The organism is Thermosynechococcus sp. FA-CM-4201 (assembly GCF_054689355.1).
In genome coordinates, this window is the sequence record NZ_CP079920.1 from 1,191,565 (window position 1) to 1,216,866 (window position 25,302).

A 25,302-nucleotide genomic window follows, 5' to 3' on the forward strand; every position below is an offset into this window, starting at 1 on the left:
AAATTTAGCAACATTGGCCGTGGTTCAGCCCTCTCCTCTGCAAGATCAGACACTGGCCGCTTCCTCCCTCTCCATGGGCGATCGCCTCTTGGAGATTCTTTTTAACTACAGTGCCCAAGGGCTACTACTGATTGGCGTTTCCCCCACCCGCCCACCCGAATATCAAGTCATTAGCGCCAATAGCCTTGGCCAGCAACTTTTGGGGAATCACCTCTCCGTGGCTTCACTCCTTCAGGATGGAGCATTGCTCACATTCTTTGACCAGTGTTGGCACCAGCAAATGCCCCTGCAAGGTTGCCATCGGGGACTCTGTTTCACCATGGTTCCCCTCAGGGAGCCAACATCAACAGCGGGGTTCATTGTTACCTTTCTCCAGCATGAGCCAAGCCATAGCCCCCTCGCCGAAAATCCCCAGCGCCTCACCCAATTGGTGGATCAACTGTTGGGGTTTATCTTTTCCTGTGAGAGTACACCACCGTGGCGCTTGACGTACCTGAGTCAGGGCTGTTATGGCGTAACGGGCTATACGCCTAGGGAATTTTATAGCCGTGGTGACCAAGGCTGGAATCAACTCACCTATCCTCAAGACTTGCCCCTTGTCACAGAGACCCTACAGCAGGCGATCGCCCATGCCAGCCCCTACGACATCGAATACCGCATTCTGCACCGCGATGGTCACCCCCGCTGGGTACGGGAACAGGGCATTCCCGTTCTGAATAGCCAAGGCCAAGTGATTGCCATTGATGGGGTGATTACCGACATTACCGCGTGGAAGGAGTTGCACGAAGCCCTCGATCAGCCGATTATTCACCTCAACGAAAGCTTGGGCAATGACTTTTGCCGTGATTTAGTCCTTTATCTGAGTCAGCGATTAGGCATTGATTATGTTTTTATTGGTGAACTCAGTGGCCGCCAGCAGGATTGGGTGACGACGCTTGCCCTGAGTTATCGTGGTGAACTCCAACCCCCCTTAAGCTATGCCCTTGCCGATACCCCCTGCGCCTCAGTTCTAACAGCCGATACCTGTTTTTACAACCACGGTGTGGCGCGCCTTTTTCCCAAGGATGAGATGCTCAGAGACTTGCAGATTGAGGCCTATATTGGCGTGCCTTTGCGAAATTCCAAAGGGGAAACCCTTGGCATTATTGCTCTCATGCATTCGCAACCCCTTGAACGGATTGCCGTCATTGAAAGTCTGCTGAAAATCTGTGCCGTGCGGGTGACTGCTGAACTAGAGCGGATTCGCGCTGAACGGGCACAGCAAGAGCGGCAAGCTCAACTAGATCAGCAACTGCGCTATGAACGCCTGATTAGTACCGTCGCCAGTGAGTTTATCAACCTGCCCCTGACGGAGATTCCCCAAGCCATCCACAAGGTTCTAGGTCTCTTGGGAGAAATGATGGAGGCCGACCGGGTTTATCTCTTTGAGCCTGATGATAGCGAGGGCACTACGTTGTCCAACACCTATGAATGGTGCCTACCGGGGATCGAGCCACAACAGGAAAATTTGCAGGGGGTGCCCGAAAGGGAATTTCCCCTCTTTTTTGAGGCGCTCAAAACCCAAGGCTGGGTACTATGGCCGGCTATTGAAGCGTTACCGACCGATGCCCCCGATCGCCAAGGGATGGAGGCACAAAAAATTCAATCTCTATTGTCAGTTGCCCTCAAACGCGGTTCACAACTGATTGGCTTCTTGGGCATAGACTTTGTGCGGCAGCCCCAACCCCACCTAGAGAACTTTCTACCCCTGCTACAGGTGATGGGGCAGGTGTTCACCAATGTGCTGGAGCGCCAAGAGATCGAGCGATCGCTCCGCCTTGCCGAGAGCCAGTACCGCAGTATTTTTGAAAACGCCACAGAGGGCATCTTTCAATCCAGTCCCAATGGCCATTACCTCAAGGTCAACCCCGCCTTGGCTCGCATCTACGGTTATGATTCCCCAGCGGAGCTACAAGCCCAGATCACTGACATTGCCGGTCAGCTCTATGTCAATCCGCGTCGCCGCGAAGAGTTTATCCAAGCCCTCACCGCCACTGGTACTGTTACCGACTTTGAATCGCAGGTCTATCGCAAAGATGGCCAAATCATTTGGATTTCCGAAAATGCCCGCGCCGTCTATGACGATAAAGGGCGACTTGCCTACTTTGAAGGCACCGTTGTGGACATTACCGATCGCAAGCTCTCAGAAAATACGATCCATTACCAAGCCTTCCATGACCTGCTCACTGGGCTGCCCAATCGTGCCCTGTTTGACGATCGCCTCCCCATGGCCTTGGCTGAAGCTCGCCGACAACAACAGCGGGTAGGGGTAATGTTTTTAGATCTCGATCGCTTCAAAGTCATTAACGACACCCTTGGCCATGCCGTCGGGGATCAGCTATTGCAGCAGGTAGCAGAACGCCTCGTCCACTGTTTGCGGGAAACCGATACCGTAGCGCGCTGGGGCGGTGACGAATTCACTGTGCTGTTGCCCATGGTTCACCACCCCGATGATTTGGCCATTGTGGCTGAACGCATTCTCTACGCCCTCAAGCCCGAGTTCATTCTCGATGGCCACCATCTCCACATTACGACCAGTATTGGCATTGCCGTCTATCCCGATCACGGTCAATCTGCCGATGTCTTACTGCGCAATGCGGACACTGCCCTTTATCGCGCCAAGGAAACAGGCCGCAACACGTATCAGTTCTACACTAATAGTCTCAATGCCCTTGCCCCGGAACTCCTGCGCCTTGAAAACGATCTCCATGCGGCTCTTGAACGCGGCGAACTCTCGATTTACTATCAGCCCCAACTAGATCTCACCAGAGGCAAAATTCACGCCATTGAAGCATTACTGCGCTGGCACCATCCTCGGCAGGGCTTGCTCTATCCCAAACACTTTATTGATATTGCTGAAGAGAATGGTCTGATCCTTGCCATTGGCCGCTGGGTTCTCCAACAGGCCTGTCACGACTGCCAAGCATGGCAACACCAAGGATTAGCTGGCGTAGGAGTAGCGGTAAACCTGTCGGCACGGCAGTTTTTGCACATGAATCTTGTCGAAGAAGTCAGCCAGTGCCTGCGGGACGCCCACCTTGCTCCCGAATTACTCACCTTGGAAATTACAGAAACCACAGCCATCCATCACGTCCAACGGACGCAGTTAATCCTTCAAGAGTTGCGTACCCTTGGGGTGGGGATTACGCTGGATGATTTTGGCACTGGTTATGCTTCATTGAACTATTTGAAACAATTCCCGATTACGGGGCTAAAAATTGATCGCTCGTTTATCACTGACATTCAAGGCGATCGCCAAGACCAAGCAATTGTCAAAGCCATTATTGACTTAGCCAACGGTTTAGAGATTTCCACCGTCGCGGAAGGTGTAGAAACTTGGGGGCAAGGGCAACTCCTCCAACACCTTGGCTGTAAAGCCATTCAAGGCTACCTGCTCACAGAGCCACTCCCCTATTCCCAAGTGATCCACTGGTCGATTCCCTCATTCAACGGCTTCAACAGTCACCGCCCTTGGTGATGAGCATCATCGGTTGCGGGTGAGAAATGCCACGGCTGTTCTTAGTCAGCCCACCTAAGATAAGAGTATTCACCCCATAGGGGCTAGACAAAACTGTTCTCTCCATTCACACAAACGACACCCCAATGCTGTATCAAAAAGGTTTACTCCTCGCCTGCCTCGCCGTTGCCCTCAGCCCCGCTGTAAGCCGTGCTGTACCTCTAGCTTCCACCCAGACCGTGCAATTGCAACCCCCAAGTAACGTACAGGTACGCCCTACGATTATCGGCAAGATCAATAAATCTCCTTCTATCTCCTGCAATGAGATTGTGATTAATGCCACACTGCATCCTCCTGGCGGCTTTCCAGTGGGGGGTGCCACCGCTACTTTGTCCCCTGCGGGTAGCAATGGTTGCACTTACAAAATTACCGTGCCGCCTGAGCTACTCGGTAAGAAGGTTCATCTTTGGGGAACGTTCAAGAGTCCTTCACCCCTGTTGTCAATTCAACCCGTGGGCTGGCAAAGTCCCATCTCTCTGCCTCAGCAGTTGGGGATTTCCCAGAGTTATGACTTTGTTGCTAAGGAAACCGTGATTCACTAAGCCTAAATCAGGAATTCTGAGAGCGCCACTAGGACTGACTGGTTTCTAGCCAATCGAAGATGCGGTCAAGCTGCTCAAGGCTCACCAAGCCATACTGCCAGAGAACAACGGGCAACAGATTCACTTGCTCATCGCAGTGCTTGAGGCCGAAGTCAATGGCAGCGGTGGGCAGTGCCATCTCCCGCTGTAGGAAGTCAATGAGTCGTGTCCAACGTGGCGTTTTCATGATTCCTATAACTACCACACCTTACCCTCTATCCTAGGGATTAATCTGAGAAAATGCAACATTTCGTTACAAAACCACAGAAAATGAAATAATCAGTCTGCTACTGGGTATGATGCCTGCTATTTTCGGGGACACTCTCGCCAGAGACTTCCCCCACCAGAGGGAATTTATAGGGGGGACTGCCGAATCATTGGTCTTGGGAAAAACACCTAAGTAAAGATACTCAACCGTAGCTCGTTATACTAAAGTCTGATGGGTGTTGTTCAAGCTCAGCCTAGAGGGAACAGCAGCCGAGTCAGTTGTTTTACGGATGTGTTCATGACCCAAGCCACCGTTGCCAAACCCCCCATTGCCTGGCCTACGGCGACCTTTATTATTTTTGTGCACCTCGGTGCTCTTCTTGCGTTTTTACCCGGCATGTTTAGCTGGAAGGCAGTCCTGCTGGCGCTTGTACTTCACTGGTTGACTGCTGGCATTGGTATTACCCTTGGTTGGCACCGCCTCGTTACCCATCGCAGCTTCCAAGTGCCCAAGTGGTTAGAGTATTTCTTGGTCTTTTGCGGCACACTCTCAATGCAGGGGGGGCCGATTTGGTGGGTTGGGCTGCACCGCCATCACCATCTGTACTCCGATCAACCCAATGATCACCACGATTCCCGTAAGGGCTTTTGGTGGAGCCATATTGAATGGATGTTTCGTGAGGTGCCAGCGGAAGCAGAGATTCCTCGTTTCACCAAAGATATTGCGGATGATCCGGTGTATCAGTTTCTTGACAAGTACTTTCTGCCGATTCAGGTGGTCTTGGCCATTGTTCTTTACCTCTGGGGCGGCTGGCCGTTTGTGGTTTGGGGAATTTTTGTGCGCCTTGTAACGGTCTATCACACCACTTGGCTGGTCAATAGTGCCACCCATGCCTTTGGCTATCGCACGTTTGAAACCACGGATCACTCAACCAATTGCTGGTGGGTCGCCCTGTTAACCTTTGGCGAGGGTTGGCATAACAATCACCATGCGTATCAGTACTCGGCACGCCACGGTTTGCAGTGGTGGGAACTGGATCTGACGTGGCTCACGATTCGCTGCTTGCAATTGCTGGGTTTGGCTACGAAGGTGCGTTTGGTAGAAGCACCAGCAGCCTCTTCCCAAGACTAGAGCGCAATGCGGGTTCTCATTCTCGGTTGCGGTTATACCGGAACGTGGTTGGCGCGATCGCTCCAGGCCCAAGGCATTGATGTGGTCATTACCAACCGTCGGGGAGAGCCGCCGCCAGAACTCAGCACTGTTCCCTGTTTTGCCTTTACATGGGAGCAGCAAGGGGAGCAAGTTCCCTTAGCACCGGCTGCCCTTGAGGGGGTAACCCACATCCTCAATAGTATTCCTCCCGATCGCCAAGGGGAGGATGCGGTTGCGCTGGCACTGTTGCCGCAGTTAGAGAAACTGAATCTGCACTGGTTTGGCTACCTTTCGACAACAGGGGTCTATGGCGATCGCCAAGGGGGCTGGGTAGATGAAACCACACCCGTCAATCCCCAAAATTTGCGTTCACAACACCGCGTCAGAATTGAGCAAACCTTTCTCAACTCCAATCTGCCCACCCATATCTTTCGACTCCCCGGCATCTATGGCCCCGGAGAAGGACGCAATCCCATTGCTCGTATTCTCAAGGGTGATGTCCAACTCATTGATAAACCGGGGCACTACTTTTGCCGTATTCATGTGGCGGATATTGTCCAAACCCTTGAGCGATCGCTGGCACAACCCACGCCGCAGGAAATTTATAACCTCAGTGATGATCAACCCTCAGAGTCGCTTCCTGTTCTACTCGAGGCCTATCGTCTGTTGGGTCGCCCAGCCCCACCAGCCATCCCTTTAGAGGCAGCCAATCTGAGTCCAATGGCCCAGTCCTTTTGGCGCGAATCCCGCCGAGTCCGCAATGACAAAATCAAGCGAGTTTTAGGCGTTCAGCTCCGCTATCCTTCCTACCGCGAGGGCTTAGTAGCGATCGCCCGCGAATTAGGTCTTTGAGACGGCCTGCCATCCCCTTTGAGAGATGGTTACCTTATAACACCTAGGGATTTGGTCGCCGTCGCTGGAGAAACTCAGGAATGTCCAACTTCGGCTTGGCTTCAACTTCTGGTTGTGGTGCGGGCGCTTCAGGGGGGGGAGATGCCGTCGTTAGGGGGCGGTTCGTTAGGGGTGTCGTTTTGGTTGTGGCACGGGTACGGCTAATGGGTTCACCACTAAAGCCAGTAGCGATAACGGTGACTTGAACTTCCCCTTGCATTTGGGGATCAATCACCGCACCGAAAATGATATTCGCGTTGGCATCGGCCACATTGTAGATCACCTCGGCAGCGGCATTGACCTCATGGAGGGTGAGATCTGTGCCTCCCGTAATGTTAAAGACAACCCCCTTGGCACCCTCAATCGACCCCTCCAGTAGGGGCGAAGAAATTGCACTGACAGCGGCTTCCGTAGCTCGTGACTTGCCAGAGGCAATACCAATGCCCATCATGGCAGAACCGGCATCAGCCATCACCGAACGAATATCGGCGAAATCGACGTTAATCAGCCCTGGCAGATTAATAATGTCGGAAATCCCCTGAACCCCTTGGCGCAGCACATCATCGGCCACTCGAAACGCATCCTGAACCGATGTTTGCTCCGAAATCACTGAGAGAATCTTGTCATTGGGGATCACGATGAGGGTGTCAACACGACTTTGCAGGGCTTCGATCCCTTCATCCGCTTGGCTAGCTCGACGACGACCCTCAAAGGTAAAGGGACGGGTTACGACTGCAACAGTTAGGGCGCCCTGTTCCTTGGCCACTTCAGCCACAATTGGGGCAGCGCCAGTGCCAGTACCGCCACCCATGCCACAGGTAATGAAAATCAAATCGGCATCCTTGAGCGCCGCCGCAAGGTCTTCGCGGGATTCTTCAGCCGCTTTTTGACCAATGGCGGGGTTGCCACCGGCGCCGAGACCACGGGTGAGTTTTTGGCCAATTTGCAGGCAGCGGTGGGCCTGGGATTGGGCGATCGCCTGCGCATCAGTATTGACGCACCAAAATTCAACACCCGCCACATTACTGGCAATCATGCGGTTGACTGCATTGCCACCGCCACCGCCGACACCAATCACTTTGATGCGCGCTGCTGAAGTTTCCACCAAGCTGTCATAACTCCTTAACACATCGGTTGGTGCGCCATGGCCATTGTCGCCAGATGCAATGCCTACCTCTCCCGGAACAAAGGAGGCGGGGACTTCAGAGGGAACAGGTTCCGTAGGCCACTGTTGATCTGACTCCATAACGCAACTGTCTTCACCCATGATAAATATGGGGCAACTATATCATGAACTCTAGCAAAGGCATCGGCAACACCCCACAAAATAATCCTTAAACCTAACTCAGGGGAGAGCGGGCTTTGGCCAACAGACCGTGCTTGGGGGCAAAAATCATCGCCAGCAAAAAAATCACTGTTTGCAAAACAACAATACAACCACCCGTTGACGCATCGAGATAGTAACTGATGTAGGTTCCCAATAAACTGCCAAGGCCACCCACGGCTAGGGCAATCAGTACCATGAGGCCAAAGCGATCGCTCAGCAAATAGGCCGTTGCTCCGGGTGTAATTAGCATCGCCACCACGAGAATAATGCCCACAGTTTGCAGGGCAGCCACAGTGGTTAGGGATAGCAGCGCCAAAAGAAGATAGTACAGCAGCGTCGTATTCAGGCCAATGGTGCGGGCATGGGTCGGGTCAAAGCAAAAGAGGATCAAATCCCGATGCAGTAGGGCGATCGTGATCAGTGTCATGAGGCTAACAATCACTGTTTGCCAGAGGTCGCGATCGCTAATCCCCAAGACATTCCCAAAGAGAATATGCATCAGGTCAACACTACTGGCCGTTTTCGAGAGCAGCACCAACCCCAAGGCAAAAAAGCCGGTAAACACCAAGCCAATAACCGTATCCTCCTTCACCCGGGTCTGCTGCTGAATAAAACCAATCAGGGTCACGGCCATCAGACCAAAGACAAAAGCCCCCAAGGCAAAGGGCAGCCCCAGCCAATAGGCCAAGACCACACCGGGCAATACCGCATGGGACACCGCATCCCCCATCAGTGCCCAGCCCTTCAGGGTCAAAAAACAAGACAATACCGCACACACACAGCCCACAAGGGTACTTACCCCCAGCGCCTTGACCATAAATGCGTGTTGCAGTGGCTCCAATAGCCAAGTGATCATCATTTGTCCTCTATGCCTGAAAAGTATGATAAGGTGCTGCCAGTACAGTCGGAGTGCGGTTCTCGTGGATAGCATCCTTTTGCTGAACCCTTGGTGGATAGGTATTTTGCTCAATACCTTCCTTGGGGCGATCGCCCTCCTTACGCGGCAAAAATTACTCACTTCAGCAGGTCTGTTCCATGCGTGGCTCCTCGGCGTACTGATTTGGGGCACCTTAGGCTGGCAGGGTTATCTGATTGTCATGGTCTATTTCCTTGTCGGTTCAGCCGTCACCCGCATCGGCATGGCCGAAAAAGAGGCCGCAGGCATTGCTGAAAAACGCTCTGGAGCACGCGGACCCGAGAATGTCTGGGGATCAGCTTTTACAGGCACCGTCTGTGCATTCCTTGCTCTCCTATTGCCCCAATGGCGGGAGTTATTTTTGGTGGGGTTTGTGGCCAGTTTTAGCACCAAGCTCTCAGATACCTGTGCTAGTGAAGTGGGCAAAGCCTATGGCCAGCGCACCTTTCTCATCACCACATTACAACCGGTGCCCCGGGGAACAGAGGGAGCGGTGAGCTTAGAGGGAACACTGGCGGGTCTGGTTGGTGCGACTGTGATTGCTGTGCTAGGCTGGAGTGTGGGCTTGATGGGGGCGATCGCCATCCCCATTTGTATTCTTGCTGCTTTCCTAGCCAACCTTGTGGAGAGTCTGGTGGGAGCCACCCTTCAGGAACGCTACACTTGGCTGAGTAATGAAATTGTTAACGGCATCAACACAACTGTGGGGGCTTTGGTAGCAATCGGAATGATGCTCCTATTCAAAAGCAAATCGCTATAGAATTTTTGCCCTATCCTTTTATAGGAATATTCTAGGAAGCTTATGGTTCTAAATATTAAGGATAATCTTGATGACAAATATAAGCTTGATTATGCAAAACAACAAAACATAGAAAATATAATTATTACTAGTATTTCTGCATGGCCTCATCTAGAAATAGCTTGTGAAATTGCATTAAGCTATAACAAAGCAGGAAATAACATAGCTCTAGTCTTTATTCACGATTGCATGCCAGATCAGGGCTATTTCCCTTATTTAAGTCATCCAATTATATCCTTGCCCATTAAGTTGTACTATTGGAATCGTGTCAAGTATCTATTTGAAGTTCTAAATAGCAAGAATGTAAATAAGACTTTTTGGGATACTCCCGATTGGACAAAAGTCGATCTTTTATGGCAAAGGCTCAAAGAACAATTAGACAAGTGTATAAACTTAGAGGAAATATCTCGAGTAAAATTAGATGAAAATATAAATATTGGTCTAGGTGTTGCTAGCTCATATTGTTCAAGGTTTAGTGATCCAAATCCTGATTTGAAACACAGCTATTGGATTGAAGCATACTTTAAATCAGCAATATCTATGTACCTATCTACAGATAAAGTAATTAATTTATTTCAACCCAAAAATGTAATAATTTTTAATGGTAGAACGGCTTATACAAGACCAGTTGTGGAGATATGTCAAAAATATGGTGTACAAGTCTTATACTATGAGTTTGGAGCGACTCTTAACCATTACTATATATCGCCATATTCTCCTCATGACCTTAGGGCAACAAGGTTGCAGATTAAGCAACTCTGGCAATCTAACAAGAGTGACCAAAAAATAACTATAGCCAAGTCATTCTTTCTGAGAAAGTCTAAAGGAGAAGATATTGGCAACTTTTATTCATTTGTACAACGTCAGAAGAAAAACCTGATTCCCAAGAAATGTAAAACTTACAGGTGGACGTATTACAGCTCTAGTGATGATGAGCTTTTCTTTGTCGATCCTTCTTTCATAAATTACTCTATTTTTAAATCTCAATCTGAAGCCATTGAGTGGCTAATTCAGTATGTTGATAATTTAGATGATGTTGAACTTGTGATTCGTGTTCATCCTCATAAAGATAAAAAAAGTAAACGGTTAAGAGATTATTGGAATAATCTTCAAGGAAAGAATCTTGTAGTAGTAAAGAGTAACTCTCCAGTTGATTCCTATGAGTTGGCCAGAACTTCTGATTTAGTCATTACCTATGCTTCTACAATGGGAATAGAAGCAGCCTATTTAGGTAAGCCAGTTATTCTTATAGGAGATGCAGCATATAAGGGGCTTGACTGCGTCTATGAACCTTCGAATGTAGAAGAGCTTAAGAGTTACTTATCTCTTAAGGAATTGACGCCCAAGCCAGTTGAAAATACACTACCTTTTGGTTACTTTTGTTTGAATCATTATACGACTCAAGGAACTCTTCGCAGTTATGAGATTACTACAGCAGTAGACAAAATTTTAATCTTAATCAAGAAAGCTGAAAAGATACTGAGAAATTATCAAAAGCTACCTATTCTTAGGTGGATTAATTAACAAAATTAATGCCCAATATGTTCTTGGGCTATATTTTTTGCAAATCAAATTGCGGTGTGAAACACAGTTGCTGTAACCCATAATAATCAAAAGCAGCGTTGTTTGATTAAACTTTAATGTCAGATTTCTGGAGTGATCATGTTTTTTAGTGTCGTAATTCCTACCTATAATCGCTTGCCCATTCTAGAAAAGTGTGTTCGGGCGATCGCCCATCAAAGGTGGAATCCAGACTTAGGCATTGAGGGCTATGAGGTCATTATTGTTGACGATGGCTCAACAGACAACACCATCGAGTGGCTTGAGGCACATCGTGAAGCGTTTCCCTGTGTCCGCTGGCTTCAACAGGAACATCTCGGCCCTGCGGCGGCTCGTAACTTGGGGCTTCAGGTGGCTCAGGGGGATTGGATTATTTTTATTGATAGTGATTTGGTGGTGACGGAAACGTTTTTAGAAGCCCATGGAAAGTGCTTAACTCAAGAAAAAGAACGTCTTGGCATCGAGGATATTGCTCAGGTTCCTGCTTTTTCCTATGGTCGTGTGATTAATACCTGTAATTTTGAAGACCCAACCTCAGAACCCTATAAGATCATTGATTTTTCAGCCGCCTATTTTGCAACGGGAAACGTGGCGATCGCCCGCCATTGGCTGGAAAAAGCCGGCCTATTTGATACCCAGTTTCAACTGTATGGTTGGGAAGATTTAGAACTAGGCGTGCGTCTCAAGAAATTAGGTTTACGATTACTGAAGTGCCCCGAAGCCGTTGGTTACCACTGGCATCCCCCCTTTTCCCTCAGTCAAGTGCCCACCCTGATCCAGAAAGAGATTGAAAGGGGGAGAATGGGAGTTTTGTTCTATAAAAAGCATCCCATTTGGGAAGTGAAGCTCATGATTCAAATGACGCCCTTTCACTATTTCCTTTGGGCCATCCTATCCCTCGGCGGCATTCTCAATGAAAAAACACTGGCACCCCTGTTACAATGGCTGATTAACATCGGTCGCCCCCAAGATGCCTTGGAAGTGGCTCGCATCTTTTTGAACTGGTATAATGTGCGGGCAGTCTATGCAGCCTATCAAGAGCAAACGCCGCAGCAGCAGCATTGAGCTTTCGTGGGAGTTATGTTAACCCTGTCTCCAGAGCTAAAAGCCCGTTTGGCAACGCCATTGCAGATTGGCTCTGTTACGGTCAATAGTCGGGTCTTGCAGTCCCCGTTGGCTGGGGTAACCGATTTGGTGTTTCGGCGATTGGTGCGCCGTTATGCCCCAGACTCAATGATGTACACGGAGATGGTCAGTGCTTCCGGGTTGCACTATCTGAAAACATTGCCCCGAATTATGGAAGTGGATGCCAATGAGCACCCCATCAGTATTCAGCTTTTTGACTGTCGCCCTGATTTTCTAGCGGAAGCAGCGATAAAGGCGGTGGCTGAAGGGGCGGATACGGTGGATATCAACATGGGCTGCCCGGTGAATAAAATCACGAAGAATGGCGGTGGTTCTTCGCTCCTGCGGGATGTGCAAACGGCAGCAACAATTGTGCGTACGGTCTCAAAGGCGGTGCCTGTGCCGGTGACGGTGAAAACCCGCATTGGCTGGAGCGATCAGGAGATTAATATCCTTGACTTTGCCAAGGCGATGGAAGATGCTGGCGCGGCAATGATTACGGTTCATGGGCGGACCCGTGCCCAAGGCTTTAATGGCCCAGCCCGCTGGGAGTGGATTGCGCGGGTGAAGGAGCGCCTCAGTATTCCGGTGATTGCCAATGGCGATATTTTCTCGGTGGAAGCGGCAGTGCGCTGCTTGGAGCAAACCGGCGCAGATGGTGTGATGTGCTCGCGGGGAACGATGGGTTATCCCTTCTTGGTGGGGGAAATTGATCACTTTTTGAAAACCGGAGAATTGCGGCCTGCACCAACGGTGGTTGAGCGTCTGCACTGTGCGCGGGATCATCTCATTGCCCTCTGGGAATACAAGGGGGAACGGGGGATTCGCCAAGCACGTAAGCATTTGACGTGGTACGCCAAGGGCTTTGCCGATGCCGCAGAACTGCGTAGTGAATTGTGTCGCATTGAAACCCTAGAGGCTGGTTTAGCTCTGCTGGATGCAGCCATTGAGCGCTTGCAAATGGCCTCAGCAACCGAGGCGATCGCGGCCTAAACAAGTCAATTACCCCACCCCCAAGGGGATGGGGCTTGGAACAGCCGGGTTCCGACTAAGAATTGACTAGCCCATTGAGCCGAATCCTGCCACGCACTTCCGAATGCTTCCCTAGTTCGGATTATCTGCAAGCCTCCCGGTTAGAGGCGTTGGGAAAGCCAAGCCATGTTGGATGCGGTGGGCGAAGGGACAAACAACTCGAAAGAGGATTATCTCGTATGATTAGAGTTCCAGTTCTATCGTCTGACGGAAAACCGTTAATGCCAACCAAGCCGAGTAGAGCAAGACGCTGGATTCGAGACGGGTTGGCAGTGGGCAAGTGGTCCGATTTGGGCGTGTTCTATGTTCAACTCAATCATCAACCTGCTGGGGAAAAAACTCAGCCCATCGTCGTTGGTGTTGACCCCGGAAAACGGTATTCCGGTGTTGGGGGGCAATCCCCCAAGGCTACCCTGTTTTTGGCTCATCTAATTCTGCCATTCCAAACGGTTAAAGACCGAATGGAGCAACGCCGCAGCATGCGACGAGGACGCAGAGGACGGAGGATTAACCGTAAGGTTGCCTACTCCGAACGCGCTCATAGGCAGAAACGATTCGACAACCGCAGACAGAATAAGCTGCCTCCCAGTATTCGGGCTAATCGACAGCTTGAATTGCGAGTAGTGACTGAGCTATGCCGTCTATTCCCAGTCAGCAAGATTGTTTACGAATACGTAAAGGCAAGGGGGTCAAAATCTTTCTCTCCTGTCATGGTCGGACAGCGAGTGATGCTGGGATGGTTGTCAAAACTGGCTCCGGTTGAAACTCAATTGGGTTACGAAACCGCTAATCTCAGAACTCAGTTGGGGCTAGTCAAGTCGAAAGACAAGTCAGCACAAACGCCAGAGAGCCATGCTGTTGATGGGTTGGCTCTAGCGTGTTCAGCGTTCATCCAATACGAATCGTTTCACACCGCCAATACCCACGGCCATATCTGGACAGGTTCGGTTCAGCTAACTCCATCGGTTTTCCGGGTGATTCGCAGACCGCCAATTTCTCGCAGACAGCTACATCTGATGGTTCCAGCAAAAGGCAACGTACGCCGTAAATATGGCGGTACAACGACACGGCATGGCGTCAGGAAGGGCGATGTTGTTCGTGCTGAAATGGCGGGTCGGGTTTGTATCGGTCGGGTGAGTGGCGATACCCAAAAGCAGATTTCTGTCAGCGATGCGAACTGGAAACGCTTAGGTCAGTTTACTGCCTCCAAAGTTCAGCTTCTTGCTAGAGCTAACGGATTAGTGGTAAGCCGACAATCTATTGCTTGCTTTGGGGGCATTAAAGCACCTATCCCTCCCCACGCACAAGGCGATGGGGTTTCCCGGTGAAATCGATGAAAAAAAGATTTGTGTTGCGCAACAATTCCGCAAAAATTTCGTAAAAAAAGCCCCTAGACCCCACGGGTTATAATGAAAGTGTAGGTGTGAGCAGGCCGAAAAAGAGTGATAAGGCTTGGCCTACAAAAGGTTCATTTGCATTTCTCGTTTGATCGCAATCTCTTAATCTCTTGCGTATTTTCTAGCATTGGCAGTTAGCAGGTTCTTGCTGGTTTGAGGCGATCGCTATGGGTGAAAGGCGATCGCGAGAAATTGCTGCACACTTGATGAGGAACATTGATTATGAACTGTACACGCTACACAGAATTGCCCGAAGCGGCATGGCAAGAATTTACGGGTGGTGATTGGGTCGATCGCATTGATGTGCGCGACTTTATTCAACGCAACTATACCCCCTACACAGGGGATGCCTCCTTTCTAACAGGCGCCAGCGATCGCACCCAACAACTATGGGCAAAAGTGCGCGACCTGATGGCACTGGAGCGAGAAAAAGGCGTCCTTGATGCCGATACCAGTGTCCCCTCTTCGATTACAGCCCACGCCCCGGGCTACATTGATCGCGAGCTGGAGCAAATCGTTGGCCTGCAAACCGATAAGCCCCTGAAACGGGCGATTATGCCCTTTGGTGGCATTCGCGTTGTTGAAACCTCCCTCAAGGCCTACGGCTACGAGTTGGATCCGCGCACGAAGGAAATCTTCACTAAATATCGCAAAACCCACAACGATGGCGTCTTTGATGCCTACACCCCCGAAATGCGCCGCTGCCGTAAATCGGGGATCATTACGGGACTGCCGGATGCCTACGGTCGGGGTCGGATTATTGGTGACTATCGCCGCGTGGCTCTCTATGGCGTGGATCGCTTGATTGCCGATAAACAGGCACAGCAGGCTTCCCTAGAACTGGATGTCATGGATGAAGAAACCATCCGCCTGCGGGAAGAACTCTCAGAGCAAATCAAAGCCCTCAATGAACTCAAGGAAATGGCCGCCAGCTATGGCTTTGATATTTCGCGGCCAGCGGCCAACGGCAAAGAGGCGATTCAGTGGCTCTATTTTGGCTACCTTGCGGCTGTCAAAGAACAAAACGGTGCCGCCATGTCCCTTGGGCGGGTCTCCACCTTCCTCGACATTTACTTTGAACGGGATTTGCGCAACGGCACAGCCACAGAAGCCGAGATCCAAGAATGGATTGACCACTTTGTGATGAAACTGCGGATGGTGCGCTTCCTGCGGACGCCAGAATACAATGAACTCTTCTCTGGCGATCCCACGTGGGTCACGGAATCCATCGGTGGTATGGGTCTCGATGGTCGCCCATTGGTGACGAAAACCAGCTTCCGCATTTTGAATACGCTCTATACCCTTGGGCCTGCCCCCGAACCCAACTTGACGGTGCTGTGGTCGGAAAACTTGCCAGAGGCCTTCAAACGCTTCTGCGCCCAAGTTTCCATTGACACCAGTTCGATCCAATACGAAAACGACGACTTGATGCGTCCCTATTGGGGCGATGACTACGCGATCGCCTGCTGCGTCTCGGCCATGCGGGTCGGCAAACAAATGCAATTCTTTGGGGCACGGGTGAACCTAGCCAAAGCCCTGCTCTACGCGATCAACGGTGGTCGGGATGAAGTCTCTGGGCAGCAAGTGGCACCCATGTTTGCGCCAATTACGGGCGACACGCTGAAGTGGGAAGAAGTGCTGCCGCGCTTTGAACAGATGATGGCTTGGTTGGCGAAGGTGTATGTGAATACCCTCAACGTCATCCACTACATGCACGATAAGTACTGCTATGAGCGGCTGGAGATGGCACTCCACGATCGCGATGTCTTCCGCACGATGGCCTGTGGTGTGGCGGGTCTATCGGTGGTGGCGGATGCCCTCTCGGCCATTAAGTACGCCGAGGTGAAAGTGATCCGCAATGCCGAAGGGTTGGCGGTGGACTACGAGATCAAGGGTGACTTTCCGAAGTACGGCAACAACGACGATCGCGTGGATAGCCTCGCGGTGTGGCTGGTGGAAACCTTCATGAATGAAATCCGCAAACACAAAACCTACCGCAATGCCGTGCCCACGCAGTCGATTCTGACGATTACTTCCAACGTCGTCTATGGCAAGAAAACCGGCAGTACCCCCGATGGCCGCAAAGCGGGTGAACCCTTTGCACCGGGCGCCAACCCCATGCACGGTCGGGATACGAAAGGGGCGATCGCCTCACTGGCATCCGTGGCCAAGTTGCCCTATGTCCATGCCCAAGATGGCATCTCCAACACGTTCTCCATCGTGCCCAGTGCCCTTGGCAAGACACGGGAAGATCAAATCAGCAACTTGGTGAATATGCTCGATGGCTACATCCACGATCAGGGCTTCCACATCAACGTCAACGTGCTCAACCGCGAAATGTTGCTGGATGCCATGGATCACCCTGAACTGTACCCGCAACTCACCATCCGGGTATCGGGGTATGCGGTGAACTTTGTCAAACTCACCCGCGAACAACAGTTGGATGTGATTAACCGCACCTTCCATGAACGCTTTTAGGCTCTTTAGGCGAACTACCGCTTAAATGAACGTCGCGTCCTCTACCTCGGTTGCTCTGGCGATCGGGGTAGATTTTTTCTATGTTGGTAACGTATGGCATGCAACTGCATTGATTCATCTCGTCAATCGTCCTTTCTTCTATGGTCATGCTGCGGGCGATCGCGCCTGTTTGCTACTCCATGGCTTGGGGGGCGGGGCCTATGAACTGCAACTTTTAGGAGAGGTGCTCTACGAAGGGGGGTGGACCGTTCAGGGCATCCTCTATCCGGGGCACGATCGCCCCAGTGCCCAAATGCCCGCCTCGACATGGCCGCAGTGGTATGAGGCCGTCGTCAGTGCCTTTCAGGCCTTGCGAGAGAGCTACTCAACGGTTGCGGTGATTGGCTTTTCCACAGGGGGGACGCTAGCCCTTCATCTTGCCCGTCACTATGCCGTTGATGCCCTAGTGCTCCTTGCCCCTTTTTTACGGATTTATCGGCCTTGGTTTTCGCCCGTGGCGCCAGAGCGGCTGGTGCAGTCCCTTGGCCAGTGGATTCCTTGGTTGCCGCGGCGGACGCTACCGATTCGCGATCGCCCTCTACGCCAAGCAGCAGAAGCTGCCTGCTTTTTCAAAAGTTTTAATCTCCAAGCGGTGCGTAGTGCCCTTGACCTGATTGCCCAAGTGGAGTCGGAACTGCCGCTGATCACAACGCCAACATTGATTCTCCAAAGTCACGCCGACACCACCGTTGACCCCCAAGGGGCACAGAGGATTTATGAACACCTGGGCAGCCCCCAAAAGGAATTGCACTGGCTTCAGGAATCGGATCACTTGCTCCCCCTTGATGTCGAGCGAGAGCAGGTATTCGCCAAGGTGGTCGCCTTTTTGGGAAGATAGTTGCAGTTGGTTACTTGCCCTGCCATGGAAACATTGGATCTACGGGGAACGCCCTGTCCTTTGAACTTTGTGCGCACAAAACTGCGACTGCAACAGTTGCCCCCCCAGCAGCCCCTTGAGGTGTGGTTGGATGCGGGGGAACCCATTGAGCAGGTGCCCGATAGTTTGCGGATGGCGGGCTACGATATCCTCGGGATTGAGCCACGGCAGGACTATTTTGCCCTTCAGGTGCAGCGTCCGGCATGAGTGAACTGGTGGGCTTGGTGCGGGCTGTTCAGGCCAATTACTACCGTGTCCGCCTGCGGGAAGCCGCCAATGGCATTGAGGAGCTACTGTGTGTGCGCCGCGCCCGCCTCAAGAAGATGGGGCAACAGGTGTGTGTGGGGGATTGGGTGGTGGTGAGCCATCCCGACTGGCAAGGACACCGCGGCGCGATCGCTGAGATTTTACCCCGCCGCAATCAATTGCCACGCCCGGCGATCGCCAATGTCGATCAGATTTTGCTCCTTTTTGCCTTGGCCGACCCCCCTGCCGATGTCCATCAAATTAGCCGCTTTCTCTTGACCGCCGAGGGTCTGAAGGTGGAGATTCGCGTGCTTTTCACCAAAGCGGATTTAGTTTCGCCCCAAGAGCAACAGCAGTGGCGCGATCGCCTGCATCAATGGGGCTATCACTGCCATGTCCTCAGTCTCACCCAAGGAAGCGATTGGCAACATCTGCACCCCCACCTCGCCGATAAGATTACAGTTGTCTGTGGCCCGTCGGGTGTGGGCAAAAGTAGCTTGATCCGCCATCTGACCCCTCGGGAAGATATTCGCGTTGGCGCGGTCTCGGATCACTGGCACCGGGGGCGGCACACCACTCGCCATGTGGAACTGTTTCCCCTACCAGCGGGGGGCTGGATTGCCGATACACCGGGCTTTAATCAGCCGGAACTGCCCCCAGACCCCCAGCAATTGGCAGCAGCGTTTCCAGAGATTCGCCAACGGCTGAGCAAGGAGCGGTGCCTCTTTGATAACTGTCGCCACGATCAGGAGCCGGGCTGCTGTGTACGCGGTGATTGGGAGCGCTATCCCCTCTACATTGAGTATTTGCATGAGCTAGAAACAATGGCCAGTGCAGAGCCATCCTTAGGGAAGGCGCCCCCAGTCAAGGCCAAGAGTGACCGCCAAGGGCAGCAGCGCCTTGAACCCCTCTTGGATCCGAAAAAATATCGCCGCCGATCGCGACGGCAGCAACATCAGCACCTCAATCCTATGGCTGAAGAAGTCCTCGATAGCGAACTGTAATCACTATGCCCCCTGTGTTAACCCTGATCCTGTTGAGTGTAACGGCGCTTTCCCTTGTGATCTGGCTGGTTTTGCTGCTGTTTTGGGGACAGTTTTGGCGCACGGATCAGCGGCTACAGGGGGGAGACCTCAGGACTTGGCCAAGGGTAGTGGTTGTCATTCCAGCCCGTAATGAGGCGGCGGTCATTGCTACCAGTGTGCGATCGCTCCTAGAACAGGACTATGCAGGCACCCTACACCTAATTTTGGTGGATGATCAAAGTGACGATGGCACAGGAGACATCGCTCGCCAAACGGCGCTGGAACTGGGCAAGGGCGATCGCCTGACGGTGATTGAAGGCACACCGCTCCCCCCCGGCTGGTCAGGTAAGCTCTGGGCACTGTCCCAAGGTATTGAGGCCGCCCGTGCGTTTGATCCCGATTACTTGCTGCTCACGGATGCCGATATTGCCCACGATCGCCAAAATTTGCGGCAATTGGTTGCCCATGCCCGTCAGCAACAGTGTGCCCTTGTCTCGCTGATGGTGAAACTGCGCTGCCAGAGTATCTGGGAAAAATTGCTCATTCCCGCCTTTGTCTTTTTCTTTGCCAAGCTCTATCCCTTCCGCTGGGTCAACGATCCACAGCGGGCAACGGCAGCGGCCGCCGGCGGTTGTATTTTGATTGATCCTGTGGCGCTGGACAAGATAGGTGGCATTGCCTGTATTCGCGATGCCCTGATTGATGATTGTTCTTTGGCCGCCGCTGTCAAGCAAGCCGGCTATCGCATTTGGTTGGGGCTGACACCGACCACCGTGAGTCTGCGTGCCTACAATACGCTCGGCAGTATTTGGCAGATGGTGGCTCGCACCGCCTATACGCAGTTGTCCTATTCGCCCCTCTTGCTGCTGGGAACCGTGATTGGCATGACCCTAGTGTATTTGTGGGCGCCCCTTGCCCTTGCTATCGGTCTGATCGGTCACTCGCTGCCCTTAGCCGTCATGGCGGGACTCACTTGGGGCTTGATGGCGATCGCCTACGGGCCAACGGTGCGTTTCTATGGCCTCAATCGGGCTTGGGCACTGACACTGCCCGTGATTGCTTTCCTCTATACGCTGATGACACTGGATTCGGCGCGGCGCCACTGGCAAGGTCGGGGGGGGGCTTGGAAAGGACGGGTTTATCCGCGCAAGTCATAGATCGGGCGATAGGCCATCACAATCAGGGTGTCACTGGGGTCAAGGCTCTGAAAGTCTGTGGGACGCGGGTTGAGCAATACCTGTTGATTTTGGCGGCGAATCCCCACAAGGAGCAGTGGATTGTCGGGGTGGTGGCTGCTGTACTCACTCACCCAAGCACTCAGGGCAGGAAATGAGAGGCCATAGAGGGTGGCGGGATAGTACCCCGGCTCAATAAAGTAAAACTCATTGGTGTGGTCAGAGTAGGTCAGGAGTTGGCGATAGACCTCGGACATTTGGCGAAAGAGGGCACTTTGGGCAAGGATGCCGGAACTATACTCCTGACTAGAAATCACTTCATCGACCCCTGCTTCCTTGAGGTGGCGCTGGCGATCGCTATTCACCAACTCGGCCACCACATGAATATCCTGCTCTTGGCCGGGGGTTTTCTCTAGGTGCTTCACCGCAAGGGCAATGAGGGCATTTTTTTCATCGGGGGCTTCCATATCGGCATCGGCAAGCAGAATGATCGCCTTGGCCTTAGGGGCATTGAGCCGTTCGAGGGTACCGTGATGGGTGGGATCCCCCTGCACGACAAAAACATCAGCGCGCTCTTGGAATTCAAGGTCGAGTTTAATCGGTTCCGCACACAACAGGACAATATCGCGGGGATGGTGGCGGTTGGCCTCAATGAGTTGCCGCAGTACAAGGGGAGCCTTGGCATTCCAATTGCAGACAATAATGTGGTTGCTAAAGGATTTCATGGGCAGCGTTTGGGCAAGGGCTTGGGTGACAAAGTAGGAAGAAAACTTGCCAATCAGGGCACCGAAGGCAAAGGTGCCAAAGAGCAGTAGCAGCAGTTGCAGGACTTGCCCCGGCAGGGTGCGCGGGCGATCGGGATACTCCCCCACCAAGGTAATCACTGCATTACTGAGGGTCTCCCAAGCTCGGCTCGGCGACTGAAGTGCCTCTTCGCTCCAGAGAAAAGCCACAATTAACAGCACCAGAATCGCGATCGCCCCTAGGGTAAGGAAGCGTTGAAGCCGCTCGTGCATTGGTTGGCGAGGGAAACATCACGTCTATTCTAAGATTCCGCCCCCTTGTAGAGTCTTCCAGATTCCAGTATCCTGACTGCTATACAGCCCTTTGGAACAGAATGGAACACCCACAAAACAGCCAAGACTACTCAAGGACGGCATCTCATTCCCTGGGCGATATGGCAGAGGAGCGATTTATTCATCATCATGGAAACAACATCGGCAGTAAAGGAGCAGTCTCTTGAATAAGTCTGACCACCGACGATGCCGACTGAGAATGTATATCTGGGGTTGCCCCTAGAAGAATAGCTGCAATGTCTGCCGCTGCCTTAGAAATTTTACTTGTGCTGCTGCTCATCATCGCCAATGGCATTTTTGCTGGTGCTGAAATCGCAGTGGTCTCTGCACGCAAAGTCCGCCTCGAGCAACTGGCAAAACGGGGTCAACGCAAGGCGAAGGCAGCCCTAAAACTCGCCAACTCACCGAATAATTTTCTCTCGGCTGTACAAATTGGGATTACCCTGATTGGGATTCTCAGTGGTGCTGTGGGGGGTGCCACCCTTGCCCAGCGCTTACAGGCTGCCCTCAGTCCCGTGCCGTGGTTGGGTCAATATAGCCAGCCTTTGAGTATTGCTCTTGTGGTGACAGGGATTACATACCTTTCCTTGGTGATTGGTGAACTGGTGCCCAAGCGGATTGCCATGACGTACCCCGAGGCGATCGCCTGCAATATTGCCAAACCCATGACATGGCTGACGAAATTAGCCGCCCCGATTGTGCATTTACTCAGCGTCTCCACAGATACCATCCTGCAAGTATTGGGCATTGCCACCATTGCTGACCAAACAGTTACAGAGGATGAAATCAAAGTCCTGATTGAGCAGGGGGCACAGGCGGGTCTCTTTGAGGTGGCGGAGCAGGACATGGTGGCACGGATTTTCAACTTGGGCGATCGCCCGATTCAGTCGATCATGACCCCCCGCACCGATATCGTTTGGCTGGATATTGAATCTTCCCTTGAAGAAATGGAAGCGGAAATTCTGGCCAGTTCCCATTCGCGGTTTCCCGTGGCTGAAGAAACCATCGATCACTGCTTGGGAATTATTTCAGCCAAGGACTTTTTGGCTGCCCGTCTCACCCAGCAAGAGATTGACCTGCGCCAGCTTTTGCAACCAGCACTCTTTGTTCCCGAAGGCCTACCGGCGCTTGATGTTCTTGAACTCTTTCGCCAGTCGAGTCAACACATTGCCCTGATTACTGATGAATACGGGGGCATCGAAGGGCTGGTGACGCTCAATGATCTCACGGAGGCGATTATTGGCACGCTGCGCCATGATGAGGGGGAGGAACCGCAAATTATTCAGCGGGAGGATGGCTCTTGGCTGCTGGATGGGCTGCTTTCTACCTATGAACTCAAGGAATTGCTGCGGCGGGAAAGCTTACCTGAGGAGGACACGGCCAACTACCACACCCTTGGCGGGTTAATTATTACGCTGTTTGGGCGCATTCCCCAGTCGGGAGATTACATTGAAACCGATGGCCTGCGCTTTGAGGTGGTGGATATGGATGGCAACCGCGTTGATAAGGTGCTGGTGACCGAACTAGTGAGCGATGATGCCCTCGCCGATGAGAGCAATCCCAAGGACAAGGATTAACGACGGCGCAAATCGGCTACCGTGCGTTGCAGCGATCGCCAGCGTTGTTGTCGCAGTTGATTCAGGGCGCGCTTCAGGGGCGGCAAGGGGGGCTGATCACCACCATAGCGCCAAGCCACATAGGCCTGTGTCAGAGTTTCAATGGCACGTTGACTGACGGCATCAAGACGGCCAGAGGTTTGCAGCGATCGCGCATATTCCCAAGGGGTTTGATTGGGTCGCTTTGGTAATCCCTGCTGGGCAAGACCATCGAGCATTTGTACATAGAGGCGGGCGATCGGCGGCAATTTTTGCAGGCGTTGACGATATCGCCACGTCTGGAGAGCATACCACAAGCCCCAGACAACAATGACGCCACCAAAGAGAATCAAAATCCCTTGGACAATGCCCCCCAGCCCTTGGCTAAACAGATCAAAGAATTTTTGCAAAGCGGTTTCGAGGGTAGCAAAGACGGTGCCAAAGAATCCCGTCACTGGGGTCGGCAACCATCCCGTGACCCACTGCCAAAACTGCTGGAGGACGCTAAAGGTCTGATCCACCTCTAGGGTGGCTGGATAGAGATCGTGCCCCGGAATCGGATCAAAGAGAAACCAGCCCAAATTGGGAAAGTAGGCTTCCGTCAGGGCATAGGCATCGGTATTGCGAACCACGTACAAGCCCGTAAAGGGGTTAAATTCTCCCGTTCCTAAACCGGTGACCAAGCGGCTGGGAATGCCAATACTGCGCAGCAGCAGCGTCAACGCCGTGGAAAAGTGATCGGGATAGCCCCCCCGCCACTCAAACAGAAAGGCTGCGACCAAGTCTTGATCTTTGCCTAGTTCGGGAATGTCGGTTTTCAGGGCATAGGATTGCTTCAGGGCTTGGGTGAGGTAGAGGGCTTGCTCGTAGGGTTCGGGAATCGAGCGATCGGCCTTGGCAAGAAGGTCTTTGGCCAGCGCTTGCAGCCGTGGTTTCAAGTCAGGGGGCACTTCAAGGTAGGACTGATAGCCCAAGGTGTGATTTAATTTTGGCGCTCTGCGCAACAGGGAGCGATCGCGCACGGGCACTTGGGAAATCACGGAATAGGTCAGCCCCTCGGGCAAGGGCACTGGCGCACGCAGACCACCATCGGGATCGCGGGCAATTTCGCGGGTGGGAAAATAGAGTTCGCGGGGTTCGTAGAGATGGGGAATGAGATTACTAAACTCAGAAACGATGGTGTAGGTCTGAATCACTTCCCGTGTTGGCATTTGGGAGAGTTGTTGCGGCAGCAGATAGCGAAAACTCCAAGGCGAACGCCGCAGCACTTCTGCCTCATCGTTGCGACTAATGCGCCAACCCCGCCCCGTATATTGATCAAAGGCAAGGACGCGCCAAAAGCCGGGGGCTTGCGATCGCACCCGCATTAACTCCTTGGGGGTCATGATCCCGCCAAAGGTCTGATCAATCTCGGAGCCAAAGCCATAGTAAAAGTTCGGGTCGAAGGTTTGATTGGCCAGTTCCTCGCCGACACCGCCACCACCACGGCCACTGACATAGCCCGGATTGATCACTCGGGTTTGGTCAAACTCCCCTTCCACTTGAATTTCGGCACTGACAGGCAAGGTGCGAATCTGATAGCCGGGGAAGCGCGGCAGCAGCACAAAGACCACCATCCCCAAGCCAAGAATCAGGGCAAAGAGGCCGACCCATTGCCGCCAAGGCAAGCGCAGGGATTTCAGGGTGGTGGAGAGTAGGCCAAGGCGCGAGCGGTAGTCAAGGACGAGTACGGGTAGGGCGATCGCCAGAAAGATCACAAGAAACAGGCCAAAAGTCATGGTTTGACTGAGGGTGGCCGCCACACTAATTAAAATCAGGGCAATCACCATCGAGTAGCCCAAATCTTTGCGGCGGGGCAAGTCAAAGCTATGGAGCACTTGCAGTTGGATCAAGAGTTCTGTCAGCAGAATCCGTGAATCTTGGTTGAGGGTGGCCAATCGCCCCAAAAAAATCGCCAATGCCGTCAACATCCCAACGGCGATCGCCAGCTTTGCCACAACATTTCTTTGCCGCCGTGCCCACCAACTCCAACTAAAGCCCGCAATAGAGAGAGGAACCGCCCAGAGACTATTGGCAGTATCCGCCGCCACATCGGTTGCCACCAAGCCAACAATGACCATGCCCAAGACCCCTAGGCGCAGCAGCAGGGAATCCTCAACATCTTTGGCGGGAGCCAACATGGGGGAATTAGCAATGGGTTGCAACCAAGACTGAAACATCGGACAGCAGCGGCAAACAGTGCCCTGA

At 52.4% G+C, this 25,302-nt stretch carries 19 protein-coding genes and 1 pseudogene; 15 read left to right on the forward strand and 5 right to left on the reverse strand.

The window, feature by feature from the left end:
• Positions 1–19: 19 nt before the first annotated feature.
• Positions 20–3,517: an EAL domain-containing protein gene (locus KV190_RS05790; RefSeq protein WP_460195237.1), complete on the forward strand. Its 3,498-nt coding sequence runs from the start codon at positions 20–22 to the stop codon at positions 3,515–3,517.
• Positions 3,518–3,642: 125 nt separating this feature from the next.
• Complete coding sequence (locus KV190_RS05795; protein ID WP_460194990.1) at positions 3,643–4,098, forward strand: hypothetical protein; 456 nt, start codon at positions 3,643–3,645, stop codon at positions 4,096–4,098.
• 28 nt (positions 4,099–4,126) lie between these two features.
• Here the strand turns inward: KV190_RS05795 and KV190_RS05800 are convergent, their stop codons facing one another.
• Positions 4,127–4,324 carry a DUF2949 domain-containing protein gene (locus tag KV190_RS05800; RefSeq protein WP_181496383.1) on the reverse strand — a complete coding sequence of 66 codons (198 nt, stop codon included), beginning with the start codon at positions 4,322–4,324 and terminating at the stop codon, positions 4,127–4,129.
• A gap of 318 nt (positions 4,325–4,642) precedes the next feature.
• Here KV190_RS05800 and KV190_RS05805 point away from each other — a divergent pair, with 318 nt between their 5' ends.
• Together KV190_RS05805 and KV190_RS05810 are read left to right on the forward strand one after the other, a co-directional pair.
• Positions 4,643–5,476: an acyl-CoA desaturase gene (locus KV190_RS05805; RefSeq protein WP_460195238.1), complete on the forward strand. Its 834-nt coding sequence runs from the start codon at positions 4,643–4,645 to the stop codon at positions 5,474–5,476.
• Positions 5,477–5,482: 6 nt separating this feature from the next.
• Positions 5,483–6,349, forward strand: coding sequence for an SDR family oxidoreductase (locus KV190_RS05810; protein ID WP_460194991.1), 867 nt, complete (start codon positions 5,483–5,485; stop codon positions 6,347–6,349).
• Between the two features lie 43 nt (positions 6,350–6,392).
• Here KV190_RS05810 and ftsZ read toward each other — a convergent pair whose 3' ends face one another.
• Together ftsZ and KV190_RS05820 are read right to left on the reverse strand one after the other, a co-directional pair.
• Complete coding sequence (ftsZ, locus tag KV190_RS05815; protein WP_460194992.1) at positions 6,393–7,655, reverse strand: cell division protein FtsZ; 1,263 nt, start codon at positions 7,653–7,655, stop codon at positions 6,393–6,395.
• Between the two features lie 73 nt (positions 7,656–7,728).
• Positions 7,729–8,574 (reverse strand): metal ABC transporter permease, encoded by an 846-nt coding sequence (locus KV190_RS05820; RefSeq protein ID WP_460194993.1) that lies wholly within the window; start codon positions 8,572–8,574, stop codon positions 7,729–7,731.
• 22 nt (positions 8,575–8,596) lie between these two features.
• On the opposite strand from KV190_RS05820, the gene KV190_RS05825 reads away from it, so the two are divergent.
• The 10 genes and pseudogenes from KV190_RS05825 (at position 8,597) to KV190_RS05870 (ending at position 20,366) form a co-directional block, all read left to right on the forward strand.
• A complete protein-coding gene (locus tag KV190_RS05825; RefSeq protein ID WP_460194994.1) occupies positions 8,597–9,391 on the forward strand; it encodes a TIGR00297 family protein in 795 nt (264 codons plus the stop codon).
• A 42-nt stretch (positions 9,392–9,433) separates the two neighbouring features.
• Positions 9,434–10,954, forward strand: coding sequence for a capsular polysaccharide export protein, LipB/KpsS family (locus KV190_RS05830; RefSeq protein ID WP_460194995.1), 1,521 nt, complete (start codon positions 9,434–9,436; stop codon positions 10,952–10,954).
• A 138-nt stretch (positions 10,955–11,092) separates the two neighbouring features.
• On the forward strand, positions 11,093–12,055 hold the full coding sequence (locus tag KV190_RS05835; protein WP_460194996.1) for a glycosyltransferase family 2 protein: 963 nt from the start codon (positions 11,093–11,095) through the stop codon (positions 12,053–12,055).
• Between the two features lie 15 nt (positions 12,056–12,070).
• Complete coding sequence (dusB, locus tag KV190_RS05840) at positions 12,071–13,108, forward strand: tRNA dihydrouridine synthase DusB (protein ID WP_460194997.1); 1,038 nt, start codon at positions 12,071–12,073, stop codon at positions 13,106–13,108.
• Between the two features lie 260 nt (positions 13,109–13,368).
• Positions 13,369–13,767, forward strand: a pseudogene (locus KV190_RS05845) (RRXRR domain-containing protein); the annotation flags it as partial.
• Between the two features lie 999 nt (positions 13,768–14,766).
• Positions 14,767–17,022 carry a formate C-acetyltransferase gene (gene pflB / locus KV190_RS05850; protein WP_460194998.1) on the forward strand — a complete coding sequence of 752 codons (2,256 nt, stop codon included), beginning with the start codon at positions 14,767–14,769 and terminating at the stop codon, positions 17,020–17,022.
• Positions 17,023–17,047: 25 nt separating this feature from the next.
• Positions 17,048–17,899, forward strand: a complete 852-nt coding sequence (locus KV190_RS05855) for an alpha/beta hydrolase (protein ID WP_460194999.1) — start codon at positions 17,048–17,050, stop codon at positions 17,897–17,899.
• Positions 17,900–17,923: 24 nt separating this feature from the next.
• Positions 17,924–18,145: a sulfurtransferase TusA family protein gene (locus KV190_RS05860; protein WP_460195000.1), complete on the forward strand. Its 222-nt coding sequence runs from the start codon at positions 17,924–17,926 to the stop codon at positions 18,143–18,145.
• A complete protein-coding gene (gene rsgA, locus KV190_RS05865) occupies positions 18,142–19,188 on the forward strand; it encodes a small ribosomal subunit biogenesis GTPase RsgA (protein WP_460195001.1) in 1,047 nt (348 codons plus the stop codon). The genes KV190_RS05860 and rsgA overlap by 4 nt, the downstream gene beginning before the upstream one ends.
• Positions 19,189–19,193: 5 nt before the next feature.
• Positions 19,194–20,366: a glycosyltransferase gene (locus tag KV190_RS05870; protein WP_460195002.1), complete on the forward strand. Its 1,173-nt coding sequence runs from the start codon at positions 19,194–19,196 to the stop codon at positions 20,364–20,366.
• Here the strand turns inward: KV190_RS05870 and KV190_RS05875 are convergent.
• A complete protein-coding gene (locus KV190_RS05875) occupies positions 20,348–21,400 on the reverse strand; it encodes a potassium channel family protein (RefSeq protein WP_460195003.1) in 1,053 nt (350 codons plus the stop codon). The two genes, KV190_RS05870 and KV190_RS05875, sit on opposite strands and share 19 nt — an antisense overlap.
• A gap of 296 nt (positions 21,401–21,696) precedes the next feature.
• On the opposite strand from KV190_RS05875, the gene KV190_RS05880 reads away from it, so the two are divergent.
• Complete coding sequence (locus KV190_RS05880; protein ID WP_460195004.1) at positions 21,697–23,037, forward strand: hemolysin family protein; 1,341 nt, start codon at positions 21,697–21,699, stop codon at positions 23,035–23,037.
• Here KV190_RS05880 and KV190_RS05885 read toward each other — a convergent pair.
• Complete coding sequence (locus KV190_RS05885; RefSeq protein ID WP_460195005.1) at positions 23,034–25,274, reverse strand: transglutaminase TgpA family protein; 2,241 nt, start codon at positions 25,272–25,274, stop codon at positions 23,034–23,036. The genes KV190_RS05880 and KV190_RS05885 overlap by 4 nt on opposite strands.
• Positions 25,275–25,302: the final 28 nt, after the last annotated feature.

What these genes read in the sequence shown, in the direction of transcription:
- KV190_RS05855 (WP_460194999.1), top strand. Translation starts at nt 17,048, where the DNA reads ATGAACGTCGCGTCCTCTACCTCGGTTGCTCTGGCGATCGGGGTAGAT.
- KV190_RS05820 (WP_460194993.1), bottom strand. Translation starts at nt 8,574, where the DNA reads ATGATGATCACTTGGCTATTGGAGCCACTGCAACACGCATTTATGGTC.
- dusB (WP_460194997.1), top strand. Translation starts at nt 12,071, where the DNA reads ATGTTAACCCTGTCTCCAGAGCTAAAAGCCCGTTTGGCAACGCCATTG.
- KV190_RS05875 (WP_460195003.1), bottom strand. Translation starts at nt 21,400, where the DNA reads ATGCACGAGCGGCTTCAACGCTTCCTTACCCTAGGGGCGATCGCGATT.
- KV190_RS05835 (WP_460194996.1), top strand. Translation starts at nt 11,093, where the DNA reads ATGTTTTTTAGTGTCGTAATTCCTACCTATAATCGCTTGCCCATTCTA.
- rsgA (WP_460195001.1), top strand. Translation starts at nt 18,142, where the DNA reads ATGAGTGAACTGGTGGGCTTGGTGCGGGCTGTTCAGGCCAATTACTAC.
- KV190_RS05830 (WP_460194995.1), top strand. Translation starts at nt 9,434, where the DNA reads ATGGTTCTAAATATTAAGGATAATCTTGATGACAAATATAAGCTTGAT.
- KV190_RS05870 (WP_460195002.1), top strand. Translation starts at nt 19,194, where the DNA reads ATGCCCCCTGTGTTAACCCTGATCCTGTTGAGTGTAACGGCGCTTTCC.
- KV190_RS05860 (WP_460195000.1), top strand. Translation starts at nt 17,924, where the DNA reads ATGGAAACATTGGATCTACGGGGAACGCCCTGTCCTTTGAACTTTGTG.
- ftsZ (WP_460194992.1), bottom strand. Translation starts at nt 7,655, where the DNA reads ATGGGTGAAGACAGTTGCGTTATGGAGTCAGATCAACAGTGGCCTACG.
- KV190_RS05810 (WP_460194991.1), top strand. Translation starts at nt 5,483, where the DNA reads ATGCGGGTTCTCATTCTCGGTTGCGGTTATACCGGAACGTGGTTGGCG.
- pflB (WP_460194998.1), top strand. Translation starts at nt 14,767, where the DNA reads ATGAACTGTACACGCTACACAGAATTGCCCGAAGCGGCATGGCAAGAA.
- KV190_RS05795 (WP_460194990.1), top strand. Translation starts at nt 3,643, where the DNA reads ATGCTGTATCAAAAAGGTTTACTCCTCGCCTGCCTCGCCGTTGCCCTC.
- KV190_RS05880 (WP_460195004.1), top strand. Translation starts at nt 21,697, where the DNA reads ATGTCTGCCGCTGCCTTAGAAATTTTACTTGTGCTGCTGCTCATCATC.
- KV190_RS05885 (WP_460195005.1), bottom strand. Translation starts at nt 25,274, where the DNA reads ATGTTTCAGTCTTGGTTGCAACCCATTGCTAATTCCCCCATGTTGGCT.
- KV190_RS05805 (WP_460195238.1), top strand. Translation starts at nt 4,643, where the DNA reads ATGACCCAAGCCACCGTTGCCAAACCCCCCATTGCCTGGCCTACGGCG.
- KV190_RS05800 (WP_181496383.1), bottom strand. Translation starts at nt 4,324, where the DNA reads ATGAAAACGCCACGTTGGACACGACTCATTGACTTCCTACAGCGGGAG.
- KV190_RS05825 (WP_460194994.1), top strand. Translation starts at nt 8,597, where the DNA reads ATGATAAGGTGCTGCCAGTACAGTCGGAGTGCGGTTCTCGTGGATAGC.